Source organism: Streptomyces sp. NPDC087420 (assembly GCF_044744165.1).
In the GTDB taxonomy this organism is placed as follows: Bacteria; Actinomycetota; Actinomycetes; order Streptomycetales; family Streptomycetaceae; genus Streptomyces.
This window is the reverse complement of record NZ_JBIUXU010000014.1, coordinates 97,969-119,439: the sequence shown is the minus strand read 5'-3', so window position 1 is coordinate 119,439 and position 21,471 is coordinate 97,969. Positions and strand designations below refer to the sequence as shown.

Here is a 21,471-nt window from a genome sequence, read left to right as displayed (position 1 = left end):
TTGGAGTGGGACCACTCCCCGTGCTGGAATTCGGCGACTCCCGAGTTTGTACGGCCCTGAACGAGAAACGGCACAGCGTAGGTGCCGGCGCCGAGAGGTTGTTGGTCGAGTGAGGCGAAGCAAGGCGAGCTCCGCGGAGCAACAGGCGCGGGGCAACTTCACCCCGCCACCACGGTCGGCGGCGCCGTCCGCGGACCCGGCCGGCGCGCCCTCCGCGCCCGGCAGCTCCAGTCGGCTCTCGCCGCGCAACTGGCGTGTGGCCACCCGGCTGAACGCCATTCTGCTGATCCCGGTGCTGGTCGGGCTGGTGATGGGCGGCTTCCAGGTCAAGGGGTCGATCGACACCTGGCAGGAGGCCCAGGACGCCGAGAAGACGGCGCTCATCGTGCGGGCCGCCTCCGAGTACGGCCAGGCCCTGCTCAACGAGCGCGACCTCACCGCCCAGCCCCTGCTGACGAACAAGCGCGACGCGCAGATCGTCGTACGGACCAGGGCGGCCACCGACGCGGCGAAGAAGAAGTTCGACGTCGCGGTCCAGGACATGCCCGCCAAGCAGGGCCTCGAACGCCGCCTCAGCATCTTCCGCGGGGAAGAGCCCAAGCTGGCCGCCATCCGCAAGACCGCGTACACCGCGGCGGTGGAGACCCCGGACAAGACCGGCAACAACGGCGGCCCCGTGGCGACCGAAGAGGGATACGTGCTGGTCCAGCACTCCCTCATGGAGTTCGCCAACGAGCTGGGCCTCGGCACCGGCAACATCACCAGCTACGGCCGTACGGTCTACGCCCTCCAGCTCGCCAAGGCCGCCGAGTCGCTCCAGCGCTCGATCGGCATGCACCTGCTGGTCAGGCCGAGCCAGAAGGACCAGGTCAGAGGCGGGCAGACCATCGCCTTCTCCTCGTACGCCTACCTGGAGAGCGTCTCCGTCGCCGAGTACGTCTCCGGCGGCACCGCCGCGGACACGGTCCGGCTCCAGCAGGTCATGAAGCAGAAGGCCGCCGAGGGGGCGAAGAAGCTCGCCGCCGCCGGCCAGCAGGCCGCTGCCGCGGGCCAGGACTTCACCCCGCCCCCCAGCCAGGAGGGCTCCGTCTTCGACGGCATGGTCGCCGCGATCGCCACCGGCGCCAGCCCCGAGCAGCTCGCGGAGCGGGGGGTCACCCCGGACGTGTGGATGGCCGCCGCCACCGCCAAGTTCGACGGCTACACCGTGGTCGAGAAGGAACTCGTCGACAAGGCCGTCGCGGACGCCGCGCAGATCTCCACCAACGCCAGGAACGACGCGATCACCAACGGCGCCATCGTCGTGGTCGCCCTGCTCATCGCCTTCATCCTGGCCGGGATGATGGCCCGCCAGATGAGCCGCTCGATGCGCGAGCTGCGCACGGCGGCGTTCTCCATCGCCGAGCAGCGGCTGCCGATGCTGGTCGACCAGCTGTCCCGTACCGAACCGGGCCGGGTCGACACCCGCGTCCAGCCCATCCCGATCGACTCGCGCGACGAGATCGGCGAGGTCGCCCGCGCCTTCGACCAGGTCCACCGCGAGGCGGTCAGGCTCGCCGCCGAGCAGGCCATGCTCCGCGGAAACGTCAATGCGATCTTCACGAACCTCTCGCGCCGCAACCAGTCCCTGATCGAGGGCCAGCTGACCCTCATCACGGACCTGGAGAACAACGAGGGCGACCCGGACCAGCTGGAGAGCCTCTTCAAGCTCGACCACCTGGCGACCCGCATGCGCCGCAACGGCGAGAACCTGCTGGTCCTCGCCGGTGAGGAGCCGGGCCGCCGCTGGAACCAGCCGGTGCCGCTGGTGGACGTGCTGCGCGCCGCCTCCTCGGAGGTCGAGTCGTACGCCCGTATCGAACTCACCGGCGTCCCCGAGACGGACATCCACGGCCAGTCCGTGACCGACCTCGTGCACCTGCTCGCCGAGCTGCTGGAGAACGCCACCACGTTCTCCTCGCCGCAGACCAAGGTCCGGGTGACCGCCACGCGGCTGCCCGACGGCCGGGTGATGGTCGAGATCCACGACAAGGGCATCGGCCTGACCGCCGAGGACTTCGCGGACATCAACCACAAGCTGGCCAACCCGCCGACCGTGGACGCCGCCGTCTCCCAGCGCATGGGCCTGTTCGTGGTCGGCCGGCTGGCCGACCGCCACGGCATCCGGGTCCAGCTGCGCCCCTCGGGCGAGCAGGCGGGCACGACGTCGCTGGTGATGCTCCCCGACGCGATCACGCACGGCGGTGGCGGCGAACCGACCGTCCAGACCGACGACTTCACGGTCTCCCAGATCATCCCGGACCAGGAACCGCCCGCCGAGGTGCGGTCCTTCCCGACGGCGCCCATGCTGACGGCGGCCGAACTCGGCTTCGACGACTCGAAGTACGAGACGGCGGCCGAGGAGCCGGGCCCCGTCCAGGAGAGCCGCCGGCTCGACCCCGTCAACCGCACCCTGCGGCGCGAGGAACGGCGTGCGGCCCTGGGTGGCCCTGAGAGCGCCGAGGGACCGCTCTTCAGCGACCAGGTCGACGGGCAGTACCGCGAGGGCTCCGAGGCCGCGTACGCGCCTCAGGAGGCCCCGTACGACCCGAACTTCGCCCCCCAGCAGGCGACGGCGGAGGCACCGGCCGCGGACGGGTACCAGCCGGCCGGGTACGAGGAGTACCGCGCGCCCGAGCCCTACGGCACGCCCGACGGATACCAGGAGCCCCTGGCACCCGCCTATGCGGAGGCCGGTTACCCGGACCTGCCGAATGCCGAAGTCCCGTACCAGAACGGTTTTGACGGCCAACCCCACCAGGGTGAGTGGGCCGATCAGGGCGCGTACCCTCCGGTGGCGCCCGCCGAACCGGAATCTTCACAGGTCGCACCCGAGATCCCCGCCGACCGCGTAGGCTTCGACCGTCCGGGTCCTTCTCCGAGCACCAGTCACGCGCTGACCGGCGCGGGACTGCCGCGCCGGGGCGGTGGCCGCCAGGCCCAGGAGTGGCAGCCCACCGGTCAGAGCGACGGACAGGGCCAGACTCCCCCGGTCACCGGCGAGTTGGACTCCGGGGCGGCGGACACCGAGGACTGGCGTTCCAAGAACGACGATCGCTGGCAGCGGGCCGAGAAGCTCCGCGAGCCGAAGGCGGGCGGGGTCACCCCGTCCGGTCTTCCCCGCCGGGTGCCCAAGGCCAATCTGGTCGAGGGAACGGCGGAGAGCACCCCGCAGGGCGGCCCCCAGGTCTCCCGTGCTCCGGAGGACGTGCGCGGCAGGTTGAGCAACCTGCGGCGCGGGGTCCTGCGGGGACGCAACGCGGGAGCGGACACGAACGGACCGGGCCACGGCCCGGGCAGTACCTACAACCAGGAGCGTTAGTGTGAGCCCGATGAGCCAGGCGGCGCAGAATCTGAACTGGTTGATCACCAACTTTGTGGACAACACCCCCGGGGTGTCCCACACGGTGGTGGTCTCCGCCGACGGACTCCTGCTCGCCATGTCCGACGGTTTCCCCCGCGACCGGGCCGATCAGCTCGCGGCCGTGGCGTCCGGGCTGACCTCGCTGACCGCGGGGGCGTCCCGGATCTTCGAAGGGGGCGCCGTCAACCAGACCGTCGTGGAGATGGAGCGCGGCTTCCTCTTCCTGATGTCCATCTCGGACGGCTCCTCGCTGGCCGTGCTCGCCCACCCGGAGGCCGACATCGGCCTGGTGGGCTACGAGATGGCCCTGTTGGTCGATCGCGCCGGTACGGTCCTCACACCGGACCTCCGCGCCGAACTCCAGGGAAGTCTGCTCAACTGACAGACAGTGCAGTTCTCGCCACCGCACCATAGGGTGCGGTGGCGCGCGGCTCCACAGGCACACCAAGGACCGGCGACCGGCAGTCGGAGGAGGAAACGTGGCTACACCCCCAGGCGGACATCCCTATGACGGTGTCCGGCAGCCCACGGGAGAGCAGGCCCGGAACCGCTTCAACTTCCCGTCCGCGCCGAGCGGTCAGGGCGATCAAGGCAGACAGGGCGGTCAGGGCGGTCAGGGAAATCAGGGCGGTCAGGGCGGTCAGGGCGGCGGTTACGGCGGACCGGGCGGTCAACACCAGCCCTACCCGCCGCAACACCAGTACAACCAGCCCCGGACGCCCCGTATCCAACCGGTGCAGCAGCCCCGGCGCTCCTCCGCGCCCGACCCGTCCAGGGACACTCACAACCCGTTGGTGCGCCCGTACGCCATGACCGGCGGACGGACCCGCCCGCGATACCAGCTCGCCATCGAGGCACTGGTCAGTACGACGGCCGATCCGTCCCGGCTGCAAGGGCAGTTGCCCGAGCACCAGCGGATCTGCCAGCTCTGTTTCGAGATCAAGTCGGTCGCCGAGATCTCGGCACTTCTCTCCATCCCCCTCGGCGTCGCCCGGATCCTCGTAGCCGACCTGGCGGAGGCCGGACTTGTCGCCATCCATCAGCCCGGCGGCGACGAGACCGCCGGCGGTCAGCCAGACGTGACACTGCTCGAAAGGGTGCTCAGTGGACTTCGGAAGCTCTAGCGGCGGAGGAGCAGCCCGCTCAACCACCAGCGCGAAGATCGTGGTGGCGGGCGGCTTCGGCGTGGGCAAGACCACGTTCGTCGGCGCCGTCTCGGAGATCAACCCGCTGCGTACCGAAGCCGTCATGACCAGCGCGTCAGCCGGCATCGACGACCTCACCCACACCGGAGACAAGACCACCACCACCGTGGCCATGGACTTCGGCCGCATCACCCTCGACCAAGACCTCATCCTCTACCTCTTCGGCACCCCCGGACAGGACCGCTTCTGGTTCATGTGGGACGACCTCGTCCGCGGCGCCATCGGCGCCGTCGTCCTCGTCGACACCCGCCGCCTCGCCGACTGCTTCCCCGCCGTCGACTACTTCGAAAACTCAGGACTCCCCTTCGTCATCGCCCTCAACGGCTTCGACGGACACCAGCCCTACACCCCCGACGAAGTACGCGAAGCACTCCAGATCGGACCCGACACCCCCATCATCACCACCGACGCCCGCCACCGCGCCGACGCCAAAAGCGGCCTCATCACCCTCGTCGAACACGCACTCATGGCACGACTGCGCTAAACCACACCCCACTGGTCACGCACAACGGCCCCCGCACTCGATGAGTGCGGGGGCCGTTGTCGTACGTACACGCCGTGTGGGCGGGGCGGGTCAGCCCTGCCAGCTGTGCGGGGCGCGGAAGCCAGAGCTGCGCTCCAGGCGGCGCCAGCCCGCGGTGGAGCGGCCGCGGCCGACGGCCGGGGCCTCCGAGCGGGCGGCGGCGCGGGCCATCAGGACCGCGGTGATCGCGGCGAGTTCCTCGGGGTCGGCCTGACCCTTCTCGACACGCAGCAGGGAATCGTTGGTGGGCTCACTCATGGAGTCGGTCTCCGTCTTCTACTGCCGGGGCTTCTGGCGCGGGGCTTCTACTGCGGGGGCTTCTACTGCGGGGGATTGCCGTGCTTGCGCGAGGGCAGGTCGGCGTGCTTCGTGCGGAGCATCGCGAGGGCGCTCGCGAGCACCTCGCGGGTCTCCGCCGGGTCGATGACGTCGTCGACCAGGCCGCGCTCCGCGGCGTAGTAGGGATGCATCAGCTCCGCCTTGTACTCCTTGACCATGCGCGCGCGCATGGCCTCGGGGTCCTCGGCCTCGGCGATCTGCTTGCGGAAGATGACGTTGGCGGCACCCTCGGCGCCCATCACCGCGATCTCGTTGGTCGGCCAGGCGTAGGTGAGGTCGGCGCCGATGGACTGGGAGTCCATGACGATGTAAGCACCGCCGTACGCCTTGCGCAGGATGAGGGAGATCCGCGGCACCGTCGCGTTGCAGTACGCGTACAGCAGCTTCGCGCCGTGCCGGATGATCCCGCCGTGCTCCTGGTCGACGCCGGGCAGGAAGCCCGGTACGTCCAGGAGGGTGACGATCGGGATGTTGAAGGCGTCACACATCTGGACGAATCGCGCGGCCTTTTCCGACGCCTCGATGTCCAGGACCCCGGCGAGGGACTGCGGCTGGTTGGCGACGATGCCGACCACCTGTCCGTCGATCCGGGCGAGCGCGCAGATGATGTTACGGGCCCAGCGCTCGTGGATCTCCAGGAAGTCGCCGTCGTCGACGAGCTCCTCGATCACCTTGTGCATGTCGTACGGGCGGTTGCCGTCCGCGGGGACCAGGTCCAGCAGGACGTCCGACCGGCGGTCCGCCGGGTCCTCGGAGTCGACCGTGGGCGGGTTCTCGCGGTTGTTCTGCGGGAGCATCGACAGGAGGTAGCGCACCTCGGCGATGCAGGTCTCCTCGTCGTCGTACGCGAAGTGCGCGACGCCGGAGGTCTCGGCGTGCACGTCGGCGCCGCCGAGGCCGTTCTGGGTGATCTCCTCGCCCGTGACGGCCTTCACCACGTCCGGGCCCGTGATGAACATCTGCGAGGTCTCGCGGACCATGAAGACGAAGTCCGTGAGGGCGGGGCTGTAGGCGGCGCCGCCCGCGCACGGGCCGAGCATCACGCTGATCTGCGGGATGACGCCGGACGCGCGGGTGTTGCGCTGGAAGATGCCGCCGTAGCCGGCGAGCGCGGAGACGCCCTCCTGGATACGGGCGCCCGCGCCGTCGTTCAGGGAGACCAGCGGGGCACCGGCCGAGATGGCCATGTCCATGATCTTGTGGATCTTGGTGGCGTGGGCCTCGCCCAGCGCGCCGCCGAAGATCCGGAAGTCGTGCGCGTACACGAAGACCGTACGGCCGTCGACCGTGCCCCAGCCGGTGATCACACCGTCCGTGTACGGCTTCTTCGTCTCCAGGCCGAATCCGGTCGCCCGGTGCCTGCGCAGCTGCTCGACCTCTTTGAACGATCCCTCGTCGAGCAGCAGGTCGATCCGCTCACGGGCGGTCAGCTTGCCCTTGGCGTGCTGGGCCTCGGTGGCCCGGTCGCTCGGCCCCCGGCGGGCCTGCTCGCGCAGGGCGTGCAGTTCGGCCACCCGGCCACGGGCGTCGGCGGGCTCGCTCGGCTTCTCGTCCACTACGGTCATGTTCCAACCCTACGAACACGGAGGGGTAAATAGCTCCGTAGACTCCACACAGTCTCCTGCCCCGATTCCTGGTGGAGCTGGACAGAACCCGACCCGAATGGGCGCGACCTCATAGCTCGGAACACCTAGTACTTGTAGGGTTTCCATAGATGTCGGCACAGAGTCATCCCGTGTGTCCGCGCAGAGTGACGTCACAGCGGTGGCTTCCGCCCAGCGTCCCCGGGGTGATCCGCAGCCGCACGGCGCGCCCCGCCGCGAGCACCTCCACGGACGGGTCCGCCGCCACCACCCGCCGTACCGGCCGGTCCCAGACGACGTCCACCGGCTGCCCGGAGCGTACCGGCTCACTGAGGTGGATCGTGGCGTTACGCCCCCGCTCCACCACGAGCACGCTCGCGGGGGCGGTCACGGTGAGCGGGCCCGCCGTACCGGCCCGCCAGAAGTTCGCGGCGGTCAGGCCGAGGGAGCGGACCGCCACGGCCTGGACGTGACCGGTATGGGCGAGGAGCGACAGCCAGTGGGGGTCGGCGGCGCGGGCCGCGACGGTACGGCGGGAGGCGCCCGGCATCAGGAGGTAGAGGTACGAGGCCGCCACCGGGTCGGTGCCGTGGTCGAGCCAGAGCGTCCGGTAGCGGCGGGTGCGGCGGGCGGTGGTGCTGGTGGTGTTGATGTCGTTCCAGGAGCCGGTGCGGTCCTCTTCGAGGGTCCGCAGGGTGCCCGGGGGCGCGCCGCCGGGGAAGACCCAGCCGCCGTGGCCGGCGAGGTGGGCCCAGCGGGGGCGGGGAGCGGGGTCGAGGGTGAAGCGGTGGCGCCCGGTCCCGGAGTCGGGCTCGCCCAGGTTGCGGTTGTCGACGACCGTCTCCACCGGGACGCCGTCGGTGCCGGTGATGCCGGCGCCGAGGCAGACGACCGTGTCGGCGGTGAAGATCCAGGACTTCCGGGCTTCCAGGGTGGAGCCGAGGCCCTTGAGGTGCTGTCCTACGGAGGCGAAATCCCCGTCGGTGACACCGCCGACCCAGCGGACGGCGGGTTTGGGCGCGCCCCATTCGCCGCCTGCGCGGTCCGGGAGGCGGCGGGTGGAGACGGTGGTGCCGGGGAGCCGGTAGGGATCGACGGTGGGCCAGAACCAGTCGGTGTACTGGTCGTTGAGGCGGTGGGCGGCGTCGGGACGGTCGCCTTTATCCGATTCGTCCGGGCCGGGCGTCCACCAGTAGAGCATTCCGGCGCCGGTGTGCCAGCCGTGTGGGTTCTCGCCGTTGCCGCATTCGTAGGAGGCGATGCGTTCGGAGGCCATGGCGAGGTTGGCGGTCCAGCCGGGGCGGCGGTGGACGGCCCGGTCCATCCCGGGGAAGAGGGTGTGTCCGACCGGTTCGGGGGCGGCGGGGACCTCCGCGTCCGCGAGGGTGTGCAGCCGGGCGAGGTCGGCGACGTCGAACTGCGGGGCGGTGAGGATCGGGGAGGGGGCGCCGGGGGCGGCGGAGCGTTCGATCCAGCCCTTGGTCCTGGCGGTCCAGCGGGTCCGTTCGGCGGCGCTCGCGACGCCCATCAGGAGCGGGATCGCCGCGATCAGGGCCTGGCCGTGGAAGTGGTCGCTCCGCAGGACGCCGAGGTCGTCGTCCTTGAGGCAGCCGCGGCTGACCGCCCGGCCGCTGACGCTGTCCATCATCAGACCGTCCAGGATCAGCGGCGCGTAGGCCCGCTCCACGCTGTCGAGGACGATCTGCCGGTTCGGGTCCGTGACGGCCCAGGGGGATCCGGCGAGGAGGGTGAAGAGCCGGCCGAGGCCGTCGAGCAGGACCTGGCCGTACGTACCGGAGTAGGCGACCCAGGTGTGCTGGACGAACGATCCGTCGGCGTGGAGGCCGTCGCCCTTCGTCACGTACGGGAAGACGGGCGAGAGGGCGTCCCTGGCGAGGGCGATCTTCTGCGGCGCCCGGCCGAGGATGCCGCGCAGCGCGACGGAGCGGCAGAGGTCGACGCGGTTGGCGCCGGTGCTGACGCCGGAGTAGTCGGTGAGGAGGGTGTCGGGGACGAAGTGGTCGACGGCGGCGAAGGCGGCTCCCCGCTGCTGTTCGGTGAGGTGGTCGTACAGCACGGCGACGGTGTCGAGGAGGTGGCGGGGGCTGCCGATCCGCCACTCCCACCAGTTGCCGTACGGCGTGGTGCCGGGGTGGTAGACGGTCGCGGCGAGGTGGTCGAGCCCGCGCAGGACGACGGCGAGGAGGGCGGGGTCGCCGGTGAGGCCGGTGCGGGGCCGCCGGTAGGCCTCGGCCATGGTCAGGAGCCGGCCGTAGCTGGCGGTGACGCCGGCCGGCGGGTCGAAGGGGTGATCGGGCCAGAGGGAGGTGGGGGTGGGGGCGATGGTTTTCTGGTGGTGCGCGGCGCGGGTGCCCGTGCGGGCGAGGCGGGAGGCGTACGGCTCTTCTTTCGCGTCGTACGCGGTACCGAGGTGGAGGGCGGCCCAGCGGTGCCGGAGGGTGTCGAGGGCGGTGTCGTTTGTGCCGGCGTGCTCGGCGCGTCCGAGGCCGACGGTGGCGGCGGTGGCCGCGAGGAGGTGGCGTCGGGCCCAGGTCATGCGTACCTCCACGAACGCGCGCGGCTTGTCCTCAATCGCCGGACGGGCTTGATGGGGCCGGGGTCCGCCTGATTGTGCCGCGATCAGGACCCCGCAGGGGCCACACCATGCCGAGCAGCCCAATTCAGCCCGTCCGGCGATTGAGGACAGGCGGTGACCCCGTAGGCGTTCACGGGCCATGCCGGACGAGCACCATGCAGCCCGTCCGGCGCTTGAGGACAAGGCCCGCGCGGGCTCGGGCGCGCGTCAGCAGCCGCCGCAGTTGTAGAACGTCACGTCCCAGTGATTCCCCTCGTCCGCGTACACGTTGCCCGACCCCGCCTGCCACTGCGGATAGCCGTCGCCGCGCACGCCGATGTACGTGAACGTGTTCTTGACGTAGTTCGTCAGGCACGTCGACTTGCCGAAGTCGAGCTTGTAGCCGTTCCAGTGCGAGTACGTGCCGCTCGCGTGGCCCGTCTCCGTGCCGCCCGTGATGTTGAGCGCGCAGCCCGTCGCGCTCCGCAGGGTCTGCGCGCCCTGCGCGGTCGCCTGGTTGAGCTGGTCGAACGACGTACACGTCGCGTTGTTGCGGTTCGAGCAGCCGCCGGACGACGACCACGTGATGCCGCGCGAGCTGAACATCGACGTCGCGGTGGCGTGGGTGATCTTCGTGGCCGCCTGGGCGTCGGTGGAGGCCGTGAGGACGCCGAAGCCGGGGGCGAACAGCGCGCCCAGGACAAGCGCGAGCGCGCTGAGGACGGAGCGGAGCTTCATGGGGGGATTCCTCCTGCTGTGACGGTGATGTCGGGCCGGTGGGACGGCGATGCAGGCGGTGCGGGTGGCGCAGGCCGATCCTGCCCGATGTCTACGCGCGTCCGCCAGAGGGCGTGCGGGACCGGCCCGTGAAGGGGTCGTGGAGGCCGCGGGTAAAGGAGTTCCCTCGATCGAGGGACATAGTTGAAATCCGAACGAGATGGGTCTATGGTTGCGCTCGTCCGACACTCATTGAATGTTGAACTACTACGCACAGGAGATAGAAATGGCTCTCTTCGGCCGCAAGAACGACGGCGCCACCGCCACCCGCGAGATCGACCCCGCCCTGGCCGCCCTGACCGGCGCGTACACGATCGACCCGAGCCACAGCAAGATCGGCTTCTCGGTGCGCCACGCGATGGTCACCAACGTCCACGGCGCCTTCACCGAGTTCGAGGGTTCGCTGGACCTGAACGGCACCGACCCCGCCCACTCCACGGCCTCGATCGTCGTCACGATCTCCAGCGTCGACACGGGCGCGCCCGACCGCGACGGCCACCTCCTCACGGGCGACTTCTTCGACGCCGAGCAGTTCCCGAAGATGACCTTCACGTCCACCTCGGCCGAAGAGCTCGGCGGCGAGTCGTACCGCATCAACGGCGACCTGACCATCAAGGACGTCACGAAGCCGCTCTCCATCGACCTGGAGTTCAACGGCGCGGCCACCGACGCCTACGGCAACGAGCGGGTCGGCTTCGAGGGCGGCGCCACCATCCTGCGCTCCGACTGGGGCCTGACCTGGAACGCGGCGCTGGAGGCCGGCGGCGTTGTCGTCTCCGACAAGGTCAAGCTGCTCTTCGACATCAGCGCGATCAAGAAGGCCCCCGAGGCCGTCTGACCCGTCGCGCCCCGAGGGGCACGGACGAGCGTCGGTACGCGACCGGCGGGGGCGAGGCACCAGCCTCGGTACGGCCCTGTTCCCGGCAGGATCCAGAAGCCAGGAGCTAGAAGCCGCCCCCGCCGTCGAACCCGCCGCCACCGCCCCCGTCCCCTCCCCCGCCGAACCCACCACCCCCGAAGTCACCCGGGTCGAAGTCCGAGCCCGAGGTGTCTCCGCCGGTGTCCCCGCCGTCGAAGCCGGTGTACTCGCCGCCGCCGTAATCAGCGGCATAGCCCGGTGAGGCGATGGCCGCGCCGAGCAGCGTGCCGGCCAGCAGTCCCGGCAGCAGCCCGCCGCCGAAGTACCCGCCGGCCCAGGGCCCGTACGCGGGCCCGGCCTCCCAGTAGGGACGGGGGCCCTGTTCCGTACCGACCGTACGGACCGCCGGGTCCTCCCCGTCCGCCAGCCGCGCCGCGTCCGCCGCGCAGACCGGCACGGTCCTGACCACCCCGGCCGGCGGCGCCCACTCCGCGTCCGTCACCGAAGGCCCGTGCCGCGGGTCGAAGAAGCACGGCGAACGGCGCTCCGGCAGCGGGGCGCCCTTTCTGCGCGCGTCCAGCATCGCCAGGTGGTAGCGGCCGTCCTCCAGCGCCTCGGTCACCTCGCGCACGTCCTCCGGCCGCTGCGCGGACCCCATGAGGGATTTCGCCTTCTCGTACGCGTCGAGGGACCGCTCGTAGTCCGTACGCATCGACTCGTCCGCGCCGGACTCCGCCGGATGGAAGTCCAGGCGGTCCAGCTCCTCGCCGAAGGCCGTGATGTCCTCGTCCACGACGACCCGGAGCTTCTCCAGGGCCTCCCGCCGCTTCTCGTCCCGCCGGCGGCGGTTCCTGCTCATGACGGCGTACGCTCCCCCGCCGCCCACCACCACGAGCCCGGCGAGCGCGATCAGCCCCTCCCTCCCGTCGTTGCCGTCGCCGTTGCCGGTGGAGCCCCAGGAATCCGGGGCGTGGCCGCGCGTCTGGGGCAGTGCCTGGTCGACGAAGTTGTTCAGCTCGGTCGCGGCGTCCGGGGAACCCACCTTGACCGCGGCGGTGAGGTTCCGTACCGCGCGCTCCGACAGCACGGACGCGTCGGCGCCCGCGTTGAAGCCGTCGCCCAGGCGGACGGCGTAGAGGCCGGTCACACCCGTCTCGGCGCGGATCGTACGGAGCACGCTGTCGGCCGGGAACTGCGCGTTCTGCGGCAGGACCGCCACGAAGAGGGGCTTGTCCGCGTCCCGGATCTTCTTCGCCAGGGCGTCGGCCTGCGGCAGCGACAGCTGGCCGGTGGCGCGGGGGTCCACGTACACCGGGTTCTTCCTGAGGGCGTCCGCGGCGGTCCCGGGGCCGGTGGCCGCCTCGGCCGGTGGCGTGACGGGTGCCGCCGTGAGGGCGGCGGCCGAGGCGAGCAGCAACCCGGACAGCGCGGTGAAGAGCCTGGTCCTCATACGGTCGACGCTACCCGAATCACACCAAAGTGGTGCTTACAGCGACAAAAACCCAAGCGTCCCGGCAAAGGGAGAGGCACCCGAGCCCGCCGGCTCGGGTGCCTCGTACCTGGGGGGTGTACTGCTCCGGTCAGGCGGCCTTGTACGCCGCCGTCAGCTTCGCCACCGCACCGGTCAGGTCACCGGTGAGCAGCAGGTGGTCCGCCTCGGCGAAGGGCTTCGCCGACGCGGCCGTGACGGACTGGCCGATCTTCTGCTGGACGAGGAGCCTGGCCTGGCCGACCAGTTCCTTGCCCTGCGCCGACTTGCCGAGCCCGGCCTTCTGGAGGATCTTCGCCGCGAGGCCTATCGCGGCGAGCGTGGCCTGGCCGCCCTTCGGGGGCGCCTTGAGGGTCGTCAGACCCCAGCCGTACGGGTACTGCGGGTCGTACGACGCGTCACCGACGTTGATCGGCAGCGACTCGACCGACTTGGGCCAGGTCAGCGGGAGCTGACCGGTGAACGCCCGCTTGCCGTAGAGGACGTCGGCGACACCGTCGCCCTCCGTGCCCGGCAGCCAGGACGCCACGAGCGCGTCGATGTCGCCGAGCTGGTCGCCGATGAGCTGCGGGCGGCCCGCGACGACGAGGACGGCGCACTTCATGGCGGCGCAGACCGTGTCGACGGCCTTCTTGTCCTCGGCGCTCAGCGCCAGGTCGTGGCCGTTGCCGACGTCACCGATGCCTTCCGCGTACGGCTTCTCGCCGACGACGACCACACCGACGTCGTAGCCGGTGGTGGGCTCGGTGGCGGTCTTGGAGTAGGTGAGGGTGGCGTCCGGGGCCGCCTTCCTCATGCCCTCCAGGATGGTCGTGCCCGTGGTGGTCTTCCCCGAGGCGCCCTGCCAGCTGATGGTCCAGCCGCCCGCCTGGTTGCCGAGGTCGTCGGCGTTGGAGCCGGCCACGTACACCTTCTGCGACGGCTTGAGCGGCAGGACCGCGCCGTCGTTCTTCAGCAGCACCTGCGACTCGGCGGCGGCCTGGCGGGCCACCGCGCGGTGGGCGGGCGAGCCGATCTCCGCCTGGTGGGTGGTGTCCGCGTACGGCTTCTCGAAGAGGCCCAGCTTGAACTTCTGCTCCAGGATGCGGGAGACGGCGTCGTCGATCCTGGCCTGGGTGATCCGGCCGGCCGTGACCTCCGCCTGGAGCGTCTGGGTGAAGGTCTTGTACTGCGTCGGGACCATGATCATGTCGAGCCCGGCGTTGACGGACGTACGGACGTCGCTCGCGTAGTCGCCGGGGATCTGGTCGATCGCCTGCCAGTCGCTGATGACGAAGCCCTTGAAGCCCATCTTGTCCTTGAGCTCACCGTTGATCATCGCGCCGTCGGCGTGCATCTTGACCGGCGCCAGGTTGTCGTCGGTGATGTCCAGCGAGGAGTACGAGGGCATGACCGTGCCCACGCCCCGCTTCACGGCGTCCTTGAACGGCGCGAGGTGGACCTCCTCCAGCTCCTTGCGGGTGACCTTGGTGACGCCCTGGTCGAGGGTGTACGAGCCGGTCGTGGACGAGCCGTACTCGGTGCCGCCGTCGCCGACGAAGTGCTTCGCCGTGGCCAGCACCTTGTCGTTGCGGTCCAGGTCACTGCCGGACGCGGAGCCCTGCATGCCGTTGACGACCGTGTCCAGGGAGGTCACCAGGGCGGGGTCCTCGCCGAAGGTCTCGTACGTACGGCCCCAGCGCTCGTCCCTGCCGACACAGACGCAGGGCGCGAAGTCCCACGGGACGCCGGTGGCCCGCACCTCCTTGGCCGTGACCGCGCCGGTCTTCTCCGCCAGCGCCGGGTCACGGGTCGCCCCGAGGCCGATGTTGTGCGGCATGATCGTCGCGCCGACGACGTTGTTGTGGCCGTGCACCGCGTCCACGCCGTAGATCAGCGGGATCTGGTAGCGGGTGGCCTGCGCCCTCAGCTGGAAGGCGTCGACCATCTTCGACCAGGCGGCGGGGGTGTTGGGCGTCGGCACGGAGCCGCCGCCCGAGAGCAGCGAGCCGAGGTCGTACGTGGCGATGTCGCCCTGGGCCGTGAGCGCGTTGCGCTCGGCCTGGGTCATCTGGCCGGCCTTCTCGGCGAGGGACATCCGGGAGACCAGGTCGGTGACCCGCTTCTTCACGGGGAGCTTGGTGTCGAGGTACGGCAGTCCGTGGGCGTCCACGACGACCTGCGGGTTCTCGACCGGGGGCTTGGCACCGGTGACCGTGAGCTTGAGCGGTACGGTCTCCGCGCTCTCACCGGCCCGGTCCTTGAGGGTCGGGATCTCGACGGTCTGCGAGGTGCCCGAGGCGCTGCCGGCCGGGAAGGTGACCGAGCCGGAGACGGGGGTGTAGTCCTTGCCCGCCTCGGCGGTGCCGCCCTCGGTGGTGTAGTCGACCGTCACGGGCTCGTCGACGGGGACGGAGCCGGTGGTCGCGACGGAGACCTTCACCTTGGCGGTGGCGCCCTCCTTGACCGGGTACACCGCCGCGTCGGTGACGACGCTCGCCTTGAGACTCGGGTCGGCCTTGCCGTACAACTCCACGCCGTCCAGGGCGAACCGACCCGGAGCACCGGTGGGCATCGTGAAGGCGTAACCCCACATCTCGGTCAGGCCGAGGACGTGGTCGATACCGCCGACGGGCTGGTAGTCGGTGCGGTACTGGAAGTCCGCGAAGGGGATCTCGACCAGGTGCCACCCCTCCCAGTCGTCGGTGAAGGACGTGTTCCAGAGCTCGGAGGCCTCGCCGTTGGCGCCGCCGTCCTTGATCTCGAAGGCGATCTTCTTGCCGGATCCGGGCGGCAGCGGCGCGGTGTTCTGGCCGTACCACCAGAAGCGGATGCCCCGGTGGGCCGACCAGTCGTGCGACGGCTTGTCGAAGGCGAAGTCGTGGCTGAACCCGCCGTACCCGCTGACGTTGTAGGAGCCTTCGAGGACCTTGGCGCCCTCGGGGGCGTCGGCGCGGTCCGCGATGCTCAGGGTCGGCGGGTCGTCGGCGTCCCCGCCCCAGGTGAAGATGCCTTCCGCGGGTGGGTTCGCGAACGGGATCTCGCCCTCGAAGCGGTCGACGGCCACGGGGGCCGGGTCGTCCGCCGCGGTGGCGGACGACGCGGTTCCCGCGAGGGGCAGCAGCCCCGCCAGGACGGCGGCCGCGAGCAGCGCCGCCGTCCTGGTGCCCGGTCTCGGTCTGACACGTGTGCCTTGCATGGTGCTCCTTGTGTCCCTGGTGCCCCCGGTGACTCTGGTGTCCCCGGGGGCGTAGCGGACCGGCCGGCGCCGGGGAGGGTGTCACCCCTCCCCGGGCGCCGGCTGGTCTTACTTCTGTTCGACCCGCACCCAGTCCACCTCGGCCTTGATCCCGCCTTGCGCGACGCGGTCGACGCTCGACTGCGGGAGGCCCCAGTAGGGCTGGGTGACCTTGTTCCAGCCGGCCGGATAGGCGCCGCCCAGAGCGAGGTTGAGGATCACGTACTGGTTGTGGTCGAAGACCCACTTGCCGCGGGTCGATTCCAGCTTCTGCCGGGAGGTCTCCTGCACCACACGGTCGTCGACGGTGAAGCGCATGCCTTCCGGCAGCCACTCGACGGCGTACGTGTGCCACTGGTCGACGCGGCCGCCTCCCGGGAAGGTCTGGGTCTTGCCGATATTGCCGTCGGCCGAGTAACCGGGCCCGTGCAACGCGGTGCTGGTCCAGTCGCCGTAGCCGATGTTCTCCATGATGTCGGTCTCGCCCGAACCGGGCCAGGAGACGGACGGGTTGTCCACGTCACTTCCGAGCAGCCAGAACGCCGGCCAGAAGCCGTCCCCGACGGGGAGCTTCAGACGGGCGCTCACCTTGCCGTAGGTGAAGTCGAACTTGGTGTTGGTGTCGACGCGGCCCGACGTGAAGTCGTAGGTCCCGCCGCCCGGCACGGTGGTGCAGCCCTTGCAGTACTTGGACTCCAGGACCAGAGTGCCGTTCTCCGTACGGATGTTGTTGGCCGAGTCCACGTACGCCTGGGACTCGCCGTTGACCGAGCCCATCTCCTGGCCGGTGCGCACCACGCGCCACTTGTTGCGGTCGAGCCCGGAGCCGGTGAAGTCGTCGAAGAACGTGGTGCGGTAGGCGCCGGTGGAGTTCTTCGGCAGGGCCGGGTAGGCCGCGTTGGCGCTGCCGCCGGTCCCCCAGACCTGGAACTCGTAGAGCGAGTAGCCGAATTGGGCGGTGGCCGGCGCCGGGTTGTAGAACGAGCGGCGCTCCTTGCCCAGCATCCGTACGTAACGGCCGGTCGCCGGGGTCGGCAGGTTGATCGTGTCGCGTCTGCCGACGGCGTCCCCCGGGGACTTGACGTCGGCGCGGCGGGCCGCGATGTCGGCGGCGGAGGGCCGGTAGACCGTGCGCCAGGTGCGATTGTCGTCGGAGACCTGGAGTTCGTAGTCGACGGCGTAAGCCGCCTCCCAGTACAGGTCGACCGCTTCGATGCGGGACGAGGCGCCCAGGTCGACCCCGACCCAGCGGTCCGCGTTCCAGTCGCTGGCCCAGCGGGTCTGGTCGGCCTTGAGGTCGGCCGGCCAGCCGCCGTCGGTCACGTAGGCCGGTGAATTGCCCGCGTGCTGGTAGAGGTTGCCGTACGCGGGGTGGTTCAGGGCGAGGTTGGTGCGGGTGGTGGAGGCGGGCGCCTGCTCACCGCCGTACACCTGGAAGGAGAAGAGGGAGTAGCCCCAGGCGGTGGCGCGCTGGACGCCGCGCAGCCGGACGTACCGGCCGGTGACCTCCTGGGGATACGTGTGGGCGGTGACGGTGCCGCCGGTGCCCTCGGTCTCGGTGTAGAAGTTGGTCCAGTTGGTGCCGTCCTTGGACACTTCGAGGACGTACTGCTTGCCGTACGCGGCTTCCCATTCGAGCTTGACCTGGTTGATGCGCAGGGAGCTGCCGAGGTCGACCTGGATCCAGGCGTTGTCGGCGAACTCGCTGCCCCAGCGGGTGGCGGCGTTGCCGTCGAAGGCGTTGCCGGGGCCGACGCCGGGGTTCTCACTGCCGGAGGAGGTGACCCGGGCCGGGCTGATCGCGTAGGAGGCGGCGGCCTGGTCGGCGTTCCAGGGCGCGGCGGCCACCGCGGCGGCCTTCGCGGGGACCGCGCCGGGGGCGGACGGGGGTGCGGCGAACGCGAGCGGTGCGGAGAGGGCCACCAGTGCGGCGGTGGTGGCGAGGAGTGTGGTGCGCGAGGGCATCGTTGCCTCCGTGGTGGGGGGAGTGCGGGTGGGTGCGGTGCGTGCTACCGCTTGGCGGCCCGGGTGCGGCCGATCGTGTCGCGGTACCACTTGGCGCTGTCCTTGAGGGTTCTGACCTGGGTGTCGTAGTCGACACGGACGATCCCGAAGCGCTTGTCGTAGCCGTACGCCCACTCGAAATTGTCCATCAGCGACCAGGCGAAGTAGCCCCGTACGTCGGCTCCCGCCTCCCGGGCCGCGGCGACGGCCTCGATGTGGTCGGCGAGGAACGCGGTGCGGTCGGCGTCCGGGACGGAACCGTCGGCGGCCACGGCGTCGTCGAACGCGGCGCCGTTCTCGGTGATCACCGTCGGTACGGCGTACTCCCGCTGGAGGCGCAGGAGCAGATCGGTCAGTTCGGTCGGGGTGATCTCCCAGTCCATGGCGGTACGGGGAAGATCACGGGGGACGCCACGGGTGACGGGCAGCCCGTCGGCGCCCACCGGGGACCCCTCCTCGGTGACTCCGGAGAAGAGGGTGCCCCGGTAGAAGTTGACCCCGAGGATGTCGATCGGGGTGGAGATGGTCTTGAGGTCGCCGTCCTGGACGGGGATCTCGACGCCGCGCGCCGCCAGGTCGGCGAGGGTGTCCTCGGGATAGTGGCCGTGGACGAGCGGGTCGAGGTACAGGCGGCCGCCGAGGCCGTCGGCGCGGCGGCACGCCTCGGCGTCGGCCTCGCTGGCCGTCTCGGGGGTGGCGGTGCCGAGGTTGAGGGTGATGCCCAGTTCGAGCGGCCGGTCCCCGGCGGCGTCCCGGATCCGCCGGGCGGCGAGCCCGTGGCCGAGGAGCAGGTGGTGGACGGCGTGGATGGCCTCGCCGAAGTTGGTGCGGCCGGGGGCGTGCACCCCGGCGTCGTACCCGAGCATCGCGGAGCACCAGGGCTCATTGAGCGTGGTCCAGTGCTCGACCCGGTCGCCGAGGGCGTCGTACGCGAGGGCCGCGTAGTCGGCGAAGCGGTACGCGGTGTCGCGGGCCGGCCAGCCGCCCGCGTCCTCCAGCTCCTGCGGGAGGTCCCAGTGGTAGAGCGTGATCCACGGGGTGATGTCCCGGTCCCGCAACTCGTCGACCAGGCGCTTGTAGAAGTCCAGCCCCTTGGCGTTGGCCGGTCCGGTCCCGCCGGGCTGGACGCGCGGCCAGGCGAGCGAGAAGCGGTAGGTGTCGACCCCGAGACCCGCGATCAGCTCCACGTCCTGCGGCATCCGGTGGTAGTGGTCGCAGGCCACGTCACCGTGTTCCCCTCCGGCGACCGCCCCCGGCACCCGGCAGAAGGTGTCCCAGATCGAGGGGGTCCTGCCGTCGTCGGCAGCCGCTCCCTCGATCTGGTAGGCGGAGGTGGCGACGCCCCAGCGGAAGTCCGCGGGCAGGCCGGGGATCGCCACGGCGGGGCGGGTGAGGCCCTGGGGGGTGATGGCGTTCATGGGTCTCCTGGGTCAGGGGAAAGCACACGAGTGCGCGGGTGGGCGGAGGCGGAAGCGGTCGGGATCAGCCGGGGTCGGTGGGGCCGGGGGCGGGCGGGGTGTGGTGCAGCCAGCAGGCCACCGTGCGGTCGGGTTCGCCGGGCGGCCCCGCGAGGACCGGGACGTGGGACGAGCAGGGCGCGAACGCCTTGCCGCAGCGGGGGTGGAAGGCACAGCCGGCCGGCATCGCGGTCAGGTGCGGGGGCGATCCCGGGATCCCGGTCAGCTCGCGGCGGGGGCCGTGCAGGGCGGGGAAGGAGTGCAACAGGCCGTCGCTGTACGGGTGGCGGGGGTCGCGGTAGATGTCGGCGGAGGCGGCCTCCTCGACGATCCGTCCCCCGTACATGATCGCGATCCGGTCGGAGAACTCGATCAGCAGGGAGATGTCGTGGGTGATGAAGACGACCGAGAAGCCCAGCTCCTCGCGGAGGCTGACGAGCTTGCGCAGGATCTGACGCTGCATCACCACGTCGAGGGCGGTGGTCGGTTCGTCCATGATGACGATCTCGGGCTCCAGGGCGAGGGCCATCGCGATCATCACCCGCTGCCGCATGCCGCCGGAGAGCTGGTGCGGGTAGGCGGAGAGCCGGTCCTTGGAGATGCCGACGAGCGTGAGCAACTCCTCGGCGCGGGCGGTGCGTTCGGCCGCGCGCATCTGGGGGCGGTGGGCCTGGAGGACGTCGGTGAGCTGACTGTGGACGGTGTGCACGGGGTTGAGGGAGTTCATCGCGCCCTGGAAGACGATCGACAGCTCCTGCCAGCGGAAGGCCCGCAACTCCCGTGCGGTGAGGGCGAGAAGGTCCACCGGGTCCCGGCCGGGCGGGTGGTAGTGGACGTCTCCCCCGGTGATCACCCCCGGCGGGGAGAGCAGCCGGGTCACCGCGTAGGCGAGGGTCGACTTGCCGGAGCCGGACTCGCCGGCGAGACCGAGCACCTCGCCCCGGTGCAGGGTGAGGTCGACGGAGCGCAGGGCGTGCACGGCGTGGGTGCCGGTGCCGTAGTCGACATCGAGGCCGCGGATGGTCAGGACGGGACGGCCGGTCATGCGCGCGGCTCCTTGTCGGGCGTACGGGCGTCGGGCGTACGGTCCCTGCGGGCCACCGGCGTGAAGCCGACCCGCATCCTGACCTTCCGGGAGGCGCCCGTCTCCGTACGCAGCCGGGGGTTGATGAACTCGTCGATCCCGAAGTTGATCAGCGAGAGGGCCGCGCCGAGCAGGGCGATGCAGAGCCCCGCCGGGACGAACCACCACCACGCGCCCTGCGCCAGCGCCTGGTTGGACTGCGCCCAGAACAGGACCGTCCCCCAGTTCCAGTTCGAGATGTCGGCGACCCCCGTGAAGGCGAGGGTGATCTCCAGCAGGACCGCGAAGATGACCGTCCCGACAAAGCCGGACGCGATCACGGCGGTGAGGTTGGGCATGATCTCGAAGCAGATGATCCGCCAGGTGGGCTCCCCGGTGGCCCGCGCCGCCTCCACGTAGTCGCGGCGGCGCAGGGAGAGCGTCTGCGCGCGCAGGACCCGGGCGCCCCAAGCCCAGGACGTGAAGGCGATCACCACGGCGATCAGCAGGTCGCCCGCGTCCGAGACGAAGCTGGCGATGATGATGATCAGCGGCAGCGCGGGGATGACCAGGAAGATGTTGGAGAGCGCCGAGAGCAGCTCGTCCGCGACCCCGCCGAGGAAACCGGAGCTGACCCCGATCAGCACGGCGAGGACCGTCGCGAAGAATCCGGCGACAAAGCCGACGATCAGCACCCCGCGGGTGCCGACGAGGATCTGCGAGAGCACGTCCTGGCCGGTCTGGGTGGTGCCGAACCAGTGCGCCCCGGAGGGCGGCCGCAGGATGTCGTCGCTCATCTTGTCCGGGTCGTACGGCGCGATCCACGGGCCGATGACCGCCAGCACGACGAAGAACCCGAGGATCGCCAGACCCGTGACGGTCTTGCCGCCGCGCAGGAAACGCAGCCGCGTGCGCCGGGCGGGCGCCGGGGCGGGAGCCGCGTCCAGGACGGCGACTTCGGTTGCGGTGACGGCCAT

Annotated in this window: 15 protein-coding genes; 5 read left to right on the top strand and 10 right to left on the bottom strand. The window is 70.8% G+C overall.

The genetic code is table 11. The annotated features are described in order from the left end of the window. Positions 1 to 109 precede the first annotated feature (109 nt). The 4 genes from ACIO1C_RS28080 (at position 110) to ACIO1C_RS28065 (ending at position 5,092) form a co-directional block, all read left to right on the top strand. Entirely contained in the window at positions 110 to 3,361 is a 3,252-nt protein-coding gene (locus ACIO1C_RS28080) for a nitrate- and nitrite sensing domain-containing protein (protein WP_401868367.1), read from the top strand. Positions 3,362 to 3,371: 10 nt separating this feature from the next. Then, complete coding sequence (locus ACIO1C_RS28075) at positions 3,372 to 3,785, top strand: roadblock/LC7 domain-containing protein (RefSeq protein ID WP_040028900.1); 414 nt, start codon at positions 3,372 to 3,374, stop codon at positions 3,783 to 3,785. 97 nt (positions 3,786 to 3,882) lie between these two features. After that, positions 3,883 to 4,527 carry a DUF742 domain-containing protein gene (locus ACIO1C_RS28070; protein ID WP_401868364.1) on the top strand — a complete coding sequence of 215 codons (645 nt, stop codon included), beginning with the start codon at positions 3,883 to 3,885 and terminating at the stop codon, positions 4,525 to 4,527. After that, positions 4,508 to 5,092 carry an ATP/GTP-binding protein gene (locus ACIO1C_RS28065; protein WP_167026571.1) on the top strand — a complete coding sequence of 195 codons (585 nt, stop codon included), beginning with the start codon at positions 4,508 to 4,510 and terminating at the stop codon, positions 5,090 to 5,092. Before ACIO1C_RS28070 ends, ACIO1C_RS28065 begins: the two co-directional genes overlap by 20 nt. A gap of 90 nt (positions 5,093 to 5,182) precedes the next feature. On the opposite strand, the gene ACIO1C_RS28060 is transcribed toward ACIO1C_RS28065, so the two are convergent. The 4 genes from ACIO1C_RS28060 to ACIO1C_RS28045 form a co-directional block, all read right to left on the bottom strand. Beyond that, positions 5,183 to 5,389: an acyl-CoA carboxylase subunit epsilon gene (locus tag ACIO1C_RS28060; RefSeq protein ID WP_401868361.1), complete on the bottom strand. Its 207-nt coding sequence runs from the start codon at positions 5,387 to 5,389 to the stop codon at positions 5,183 to 5,185. A 62-nt stretch (positions 5,390 to 5,451) separates the two neighbouring features. Next, entirely contained in the window at positions 5,452 to 7,035 is a 1,584-nt protein-coding gene (locus tag ACIO1C_RS28055) for an acyl-CoA carboxylase subunit beta (protein WP_401868359.1), read from the bottom strand. 163 nt (positions 7,036 to 7,198) lie between these two features. Next, positions 7,199 to 9,610 carry a polysaccharide lyase 8 family protein gene (locus ACIO1C_RS28050; protein WP_401868357.1) on the bottom strand — a complete coding sequence of 804 codons (2,412 nt, stop codon included), beginning with the start codon at positions 9,608 to 9,610 and terminating at the stop codon, positions 7,199 to 7,201. A 246-nt stretch (positions 9,611 to 9,856) separates the two neighbouring features. Next, the gene (locus tag ACIO1C_RS28045) at positions 9,857 to 10,366 is read right to left on the bottom strand and encodes a hypothetical protein (protein WP_401868354.1); all 510 of its coding nucleotides are present in this window, start codon (positions 10,364 to 10,366) and stop codon (positions 9,857 to 9,859) included. Between the two features lie 265 nt (positions 10,367 to 10,631). Here ACIO1C_RS28045 and ACIO1C_RS28040 point away from each other — a divergent pair, with 265 nt between their 5' ends. Next, entirely contained in the window at positions 10,632 to 11,243 is a 612-nt protein-coding gene (locus ACIO1C_RS28040) for a YceI family protein (protein WP_401868696.1), read from the top strand. A gap of 106 nt (positions 11,244 to 11,349) precedes the next feature. On the opposite strand, the gene ACIO1C_RS28035 is transcribed toward ACIO1C_RS28040, so the two are convergent. The 6 genes from ACIO1C_RS28035 to ACIO1C_RS28010 form a co-directional block, all read right to left on the bottom strand. Further along, positions 11,350 to 12,714: a hypothetical protein gene (locus ACIO1C_RS28035; protein WP_401868351.1), complete on the bottom strand. Its 1,365-nt coding sequence runs from the start codon at positions 12,712 to 12,714 to the stop codon at positions 11,350 to 11,352. Between the two features lie 130 nt (positions 12,715 to 12,844). Next, the gene (locus ACIO1C_RS28030) at positions 12,845 to 15,931 is read right to left on the bottom strand and encodes a glycoside hydrolase family 3 protein (RefSeq protein ID WP_401868348.1); all 3,087 of its coding nucleotides are present in this window, start codon (positions 15,929 to 15,931) and stop codon (positions 12,845 to 12,847) included. 108 nt (positions 15,932 to 16,039) lie between these two features. After that, positions 16,040 to 17,935: a discoidin domain-containing protein gene (locus tag ACIO1C_RS28025; RefSeq protein WP_401868345.1), complete on the bottom strand. Its 1,896-nt coding sequence runs from the start codon at positions 17,933 to 17,935 to the stop codon at positions 16,040 to 16,042. A 44-nt stretch (positions 17,936 to 17,979) separates the two neighbouring features. Further along, positions 17,980 to 19,392, bottom strand: a complete 1,413-nt coding sequence (locus ACIO1C_RS28020) for a GH1 family beta-glucosidase (protein WP_401868342.1) — start codon at positions 19,390 to 19,392, stop codon at positions 17,980 to 17,982. A 64-nt stretch (positions 19,393 to 19,456) separates the two neighbouring features. Then, positions 19,457 to 20,476 (bottom strand): ABC transporter ATP-binding protein, encoded by a 1,020-nt coding sequence (locus ACIO1C_RS28015; protein ID WP_401868339.1) that lies wholly within the window; start codon positions 20,474 to 20,476, stop codon positions 19,457 to 19,459. Continuing rightward, entirely contained in the window at positions 20,473 to 21,471 is a 999-nt protein-coding gene (locus ACIO1C_RS28010; protein ID WP_401868337.1) for an ABC transporter permease, read from the bottom strand. The genes ACIO1C_RS28015 and ACIO1C_RS28010 overlap by 4 nt, the downstream gene beginning before the upstream one ends.

What these genes read in the sequence shown, in the direction of transcription:
- ACIO1C_RS28075 (WP_040028900.1), top strand. Translation starts at nt 3,372, where the DNA reads ATGAGCCAGGCGGCGCAGAATCTGAACTGGTTGATCACCAACTTTGTG.
- ACIO1C_RS28060 (WP_401868361.1), bottom strand. Translation starts at nt 5,389, where the DNA reads ATGAGTGAGCCCACCAACGATTCCCTGCTGCGTGTCGAGAAGGGTCAG.
- ACIO1C_RS28055 (WP_401868359.1), bottom strand. Translation starts at nt 7,035, where the DNA reads ATGACCGTAGTGGACGAGAAGCCGAGCGAGCCCGCCGACGCCCGTGGC.
- ACIO1C_RS28050 (WP_401868357.1), bottom strand. Translation starts at nt 9,610, where the DNA reads ATGACCTGGGCCCGACGCCACCTCCTCGCGGCCACCGCCGCCACCGTC.
- ACIO1C_RS28045 (WP_401868354.1), bottom strand. Translation starts at nt 10,366, where the DNA reads ATGAAGCTCCGCTCCGTCCTCAGCGCGCTCGCGCTTGTCCTGGGCGCG.
- ACIO1C_RS28040 (WP_401868696.1), top strand. Translation starts at nt 10,632, where the DNA reads ATGGCTCTCTTCGGCCGCAAGAACGACGGCGCCACCGCCACCCGCGAG.
- ACIO1C_RS28035 (WP_401868351.1), bottom strand. Translation starts at nt 12,714, where the DNA reads ATGAGGACCAGGCTCTTCACCGCGCTGTCCGGGTTGCTGCTCGCCTCG.
- ACIO1C_RS28030 (WP_401868348.1), bottom strand. Translation starts at nt 15,931, where the DNA reads ATGCAAGGCACACGTGTCAGACCGAGACCGGGCACCAGGACGGCGGCG.
- ACIO1C_RS28025 (WP_401868345.1), bottom strand. Translation starts at nt 17,935, where the DNA reads ATGCCCTCGCGCACCACACTCCTCGCCACCACCGCCGCACTGGTGGCC.
- ACIO1C_RS28020 (WP_401868342.1), bottom strand. Translation starts at nt 19,392, where the DNA reads ATGAACGCCATCACCCCCCAGGGCCTCACCCGCCCCGCCGTGGCGATC.
- ACIO1C_RS28015 (WP_401868339.1), bottom strand. Translation starts at nt 20,476, where the DNA reads ATGACCGGCCGTCCCGTCCTGACCATCCGCGGCCTCGATGTCGACTAC.
- ACIO1C_RS28010 (WP_401868337.1), bottom strand. Translation starts at nt 21,471, where the DNA reads ATGGCCGTCACCGCAACCGAAGTCGCCGTCCTGGACGCGGCTCCCGCC.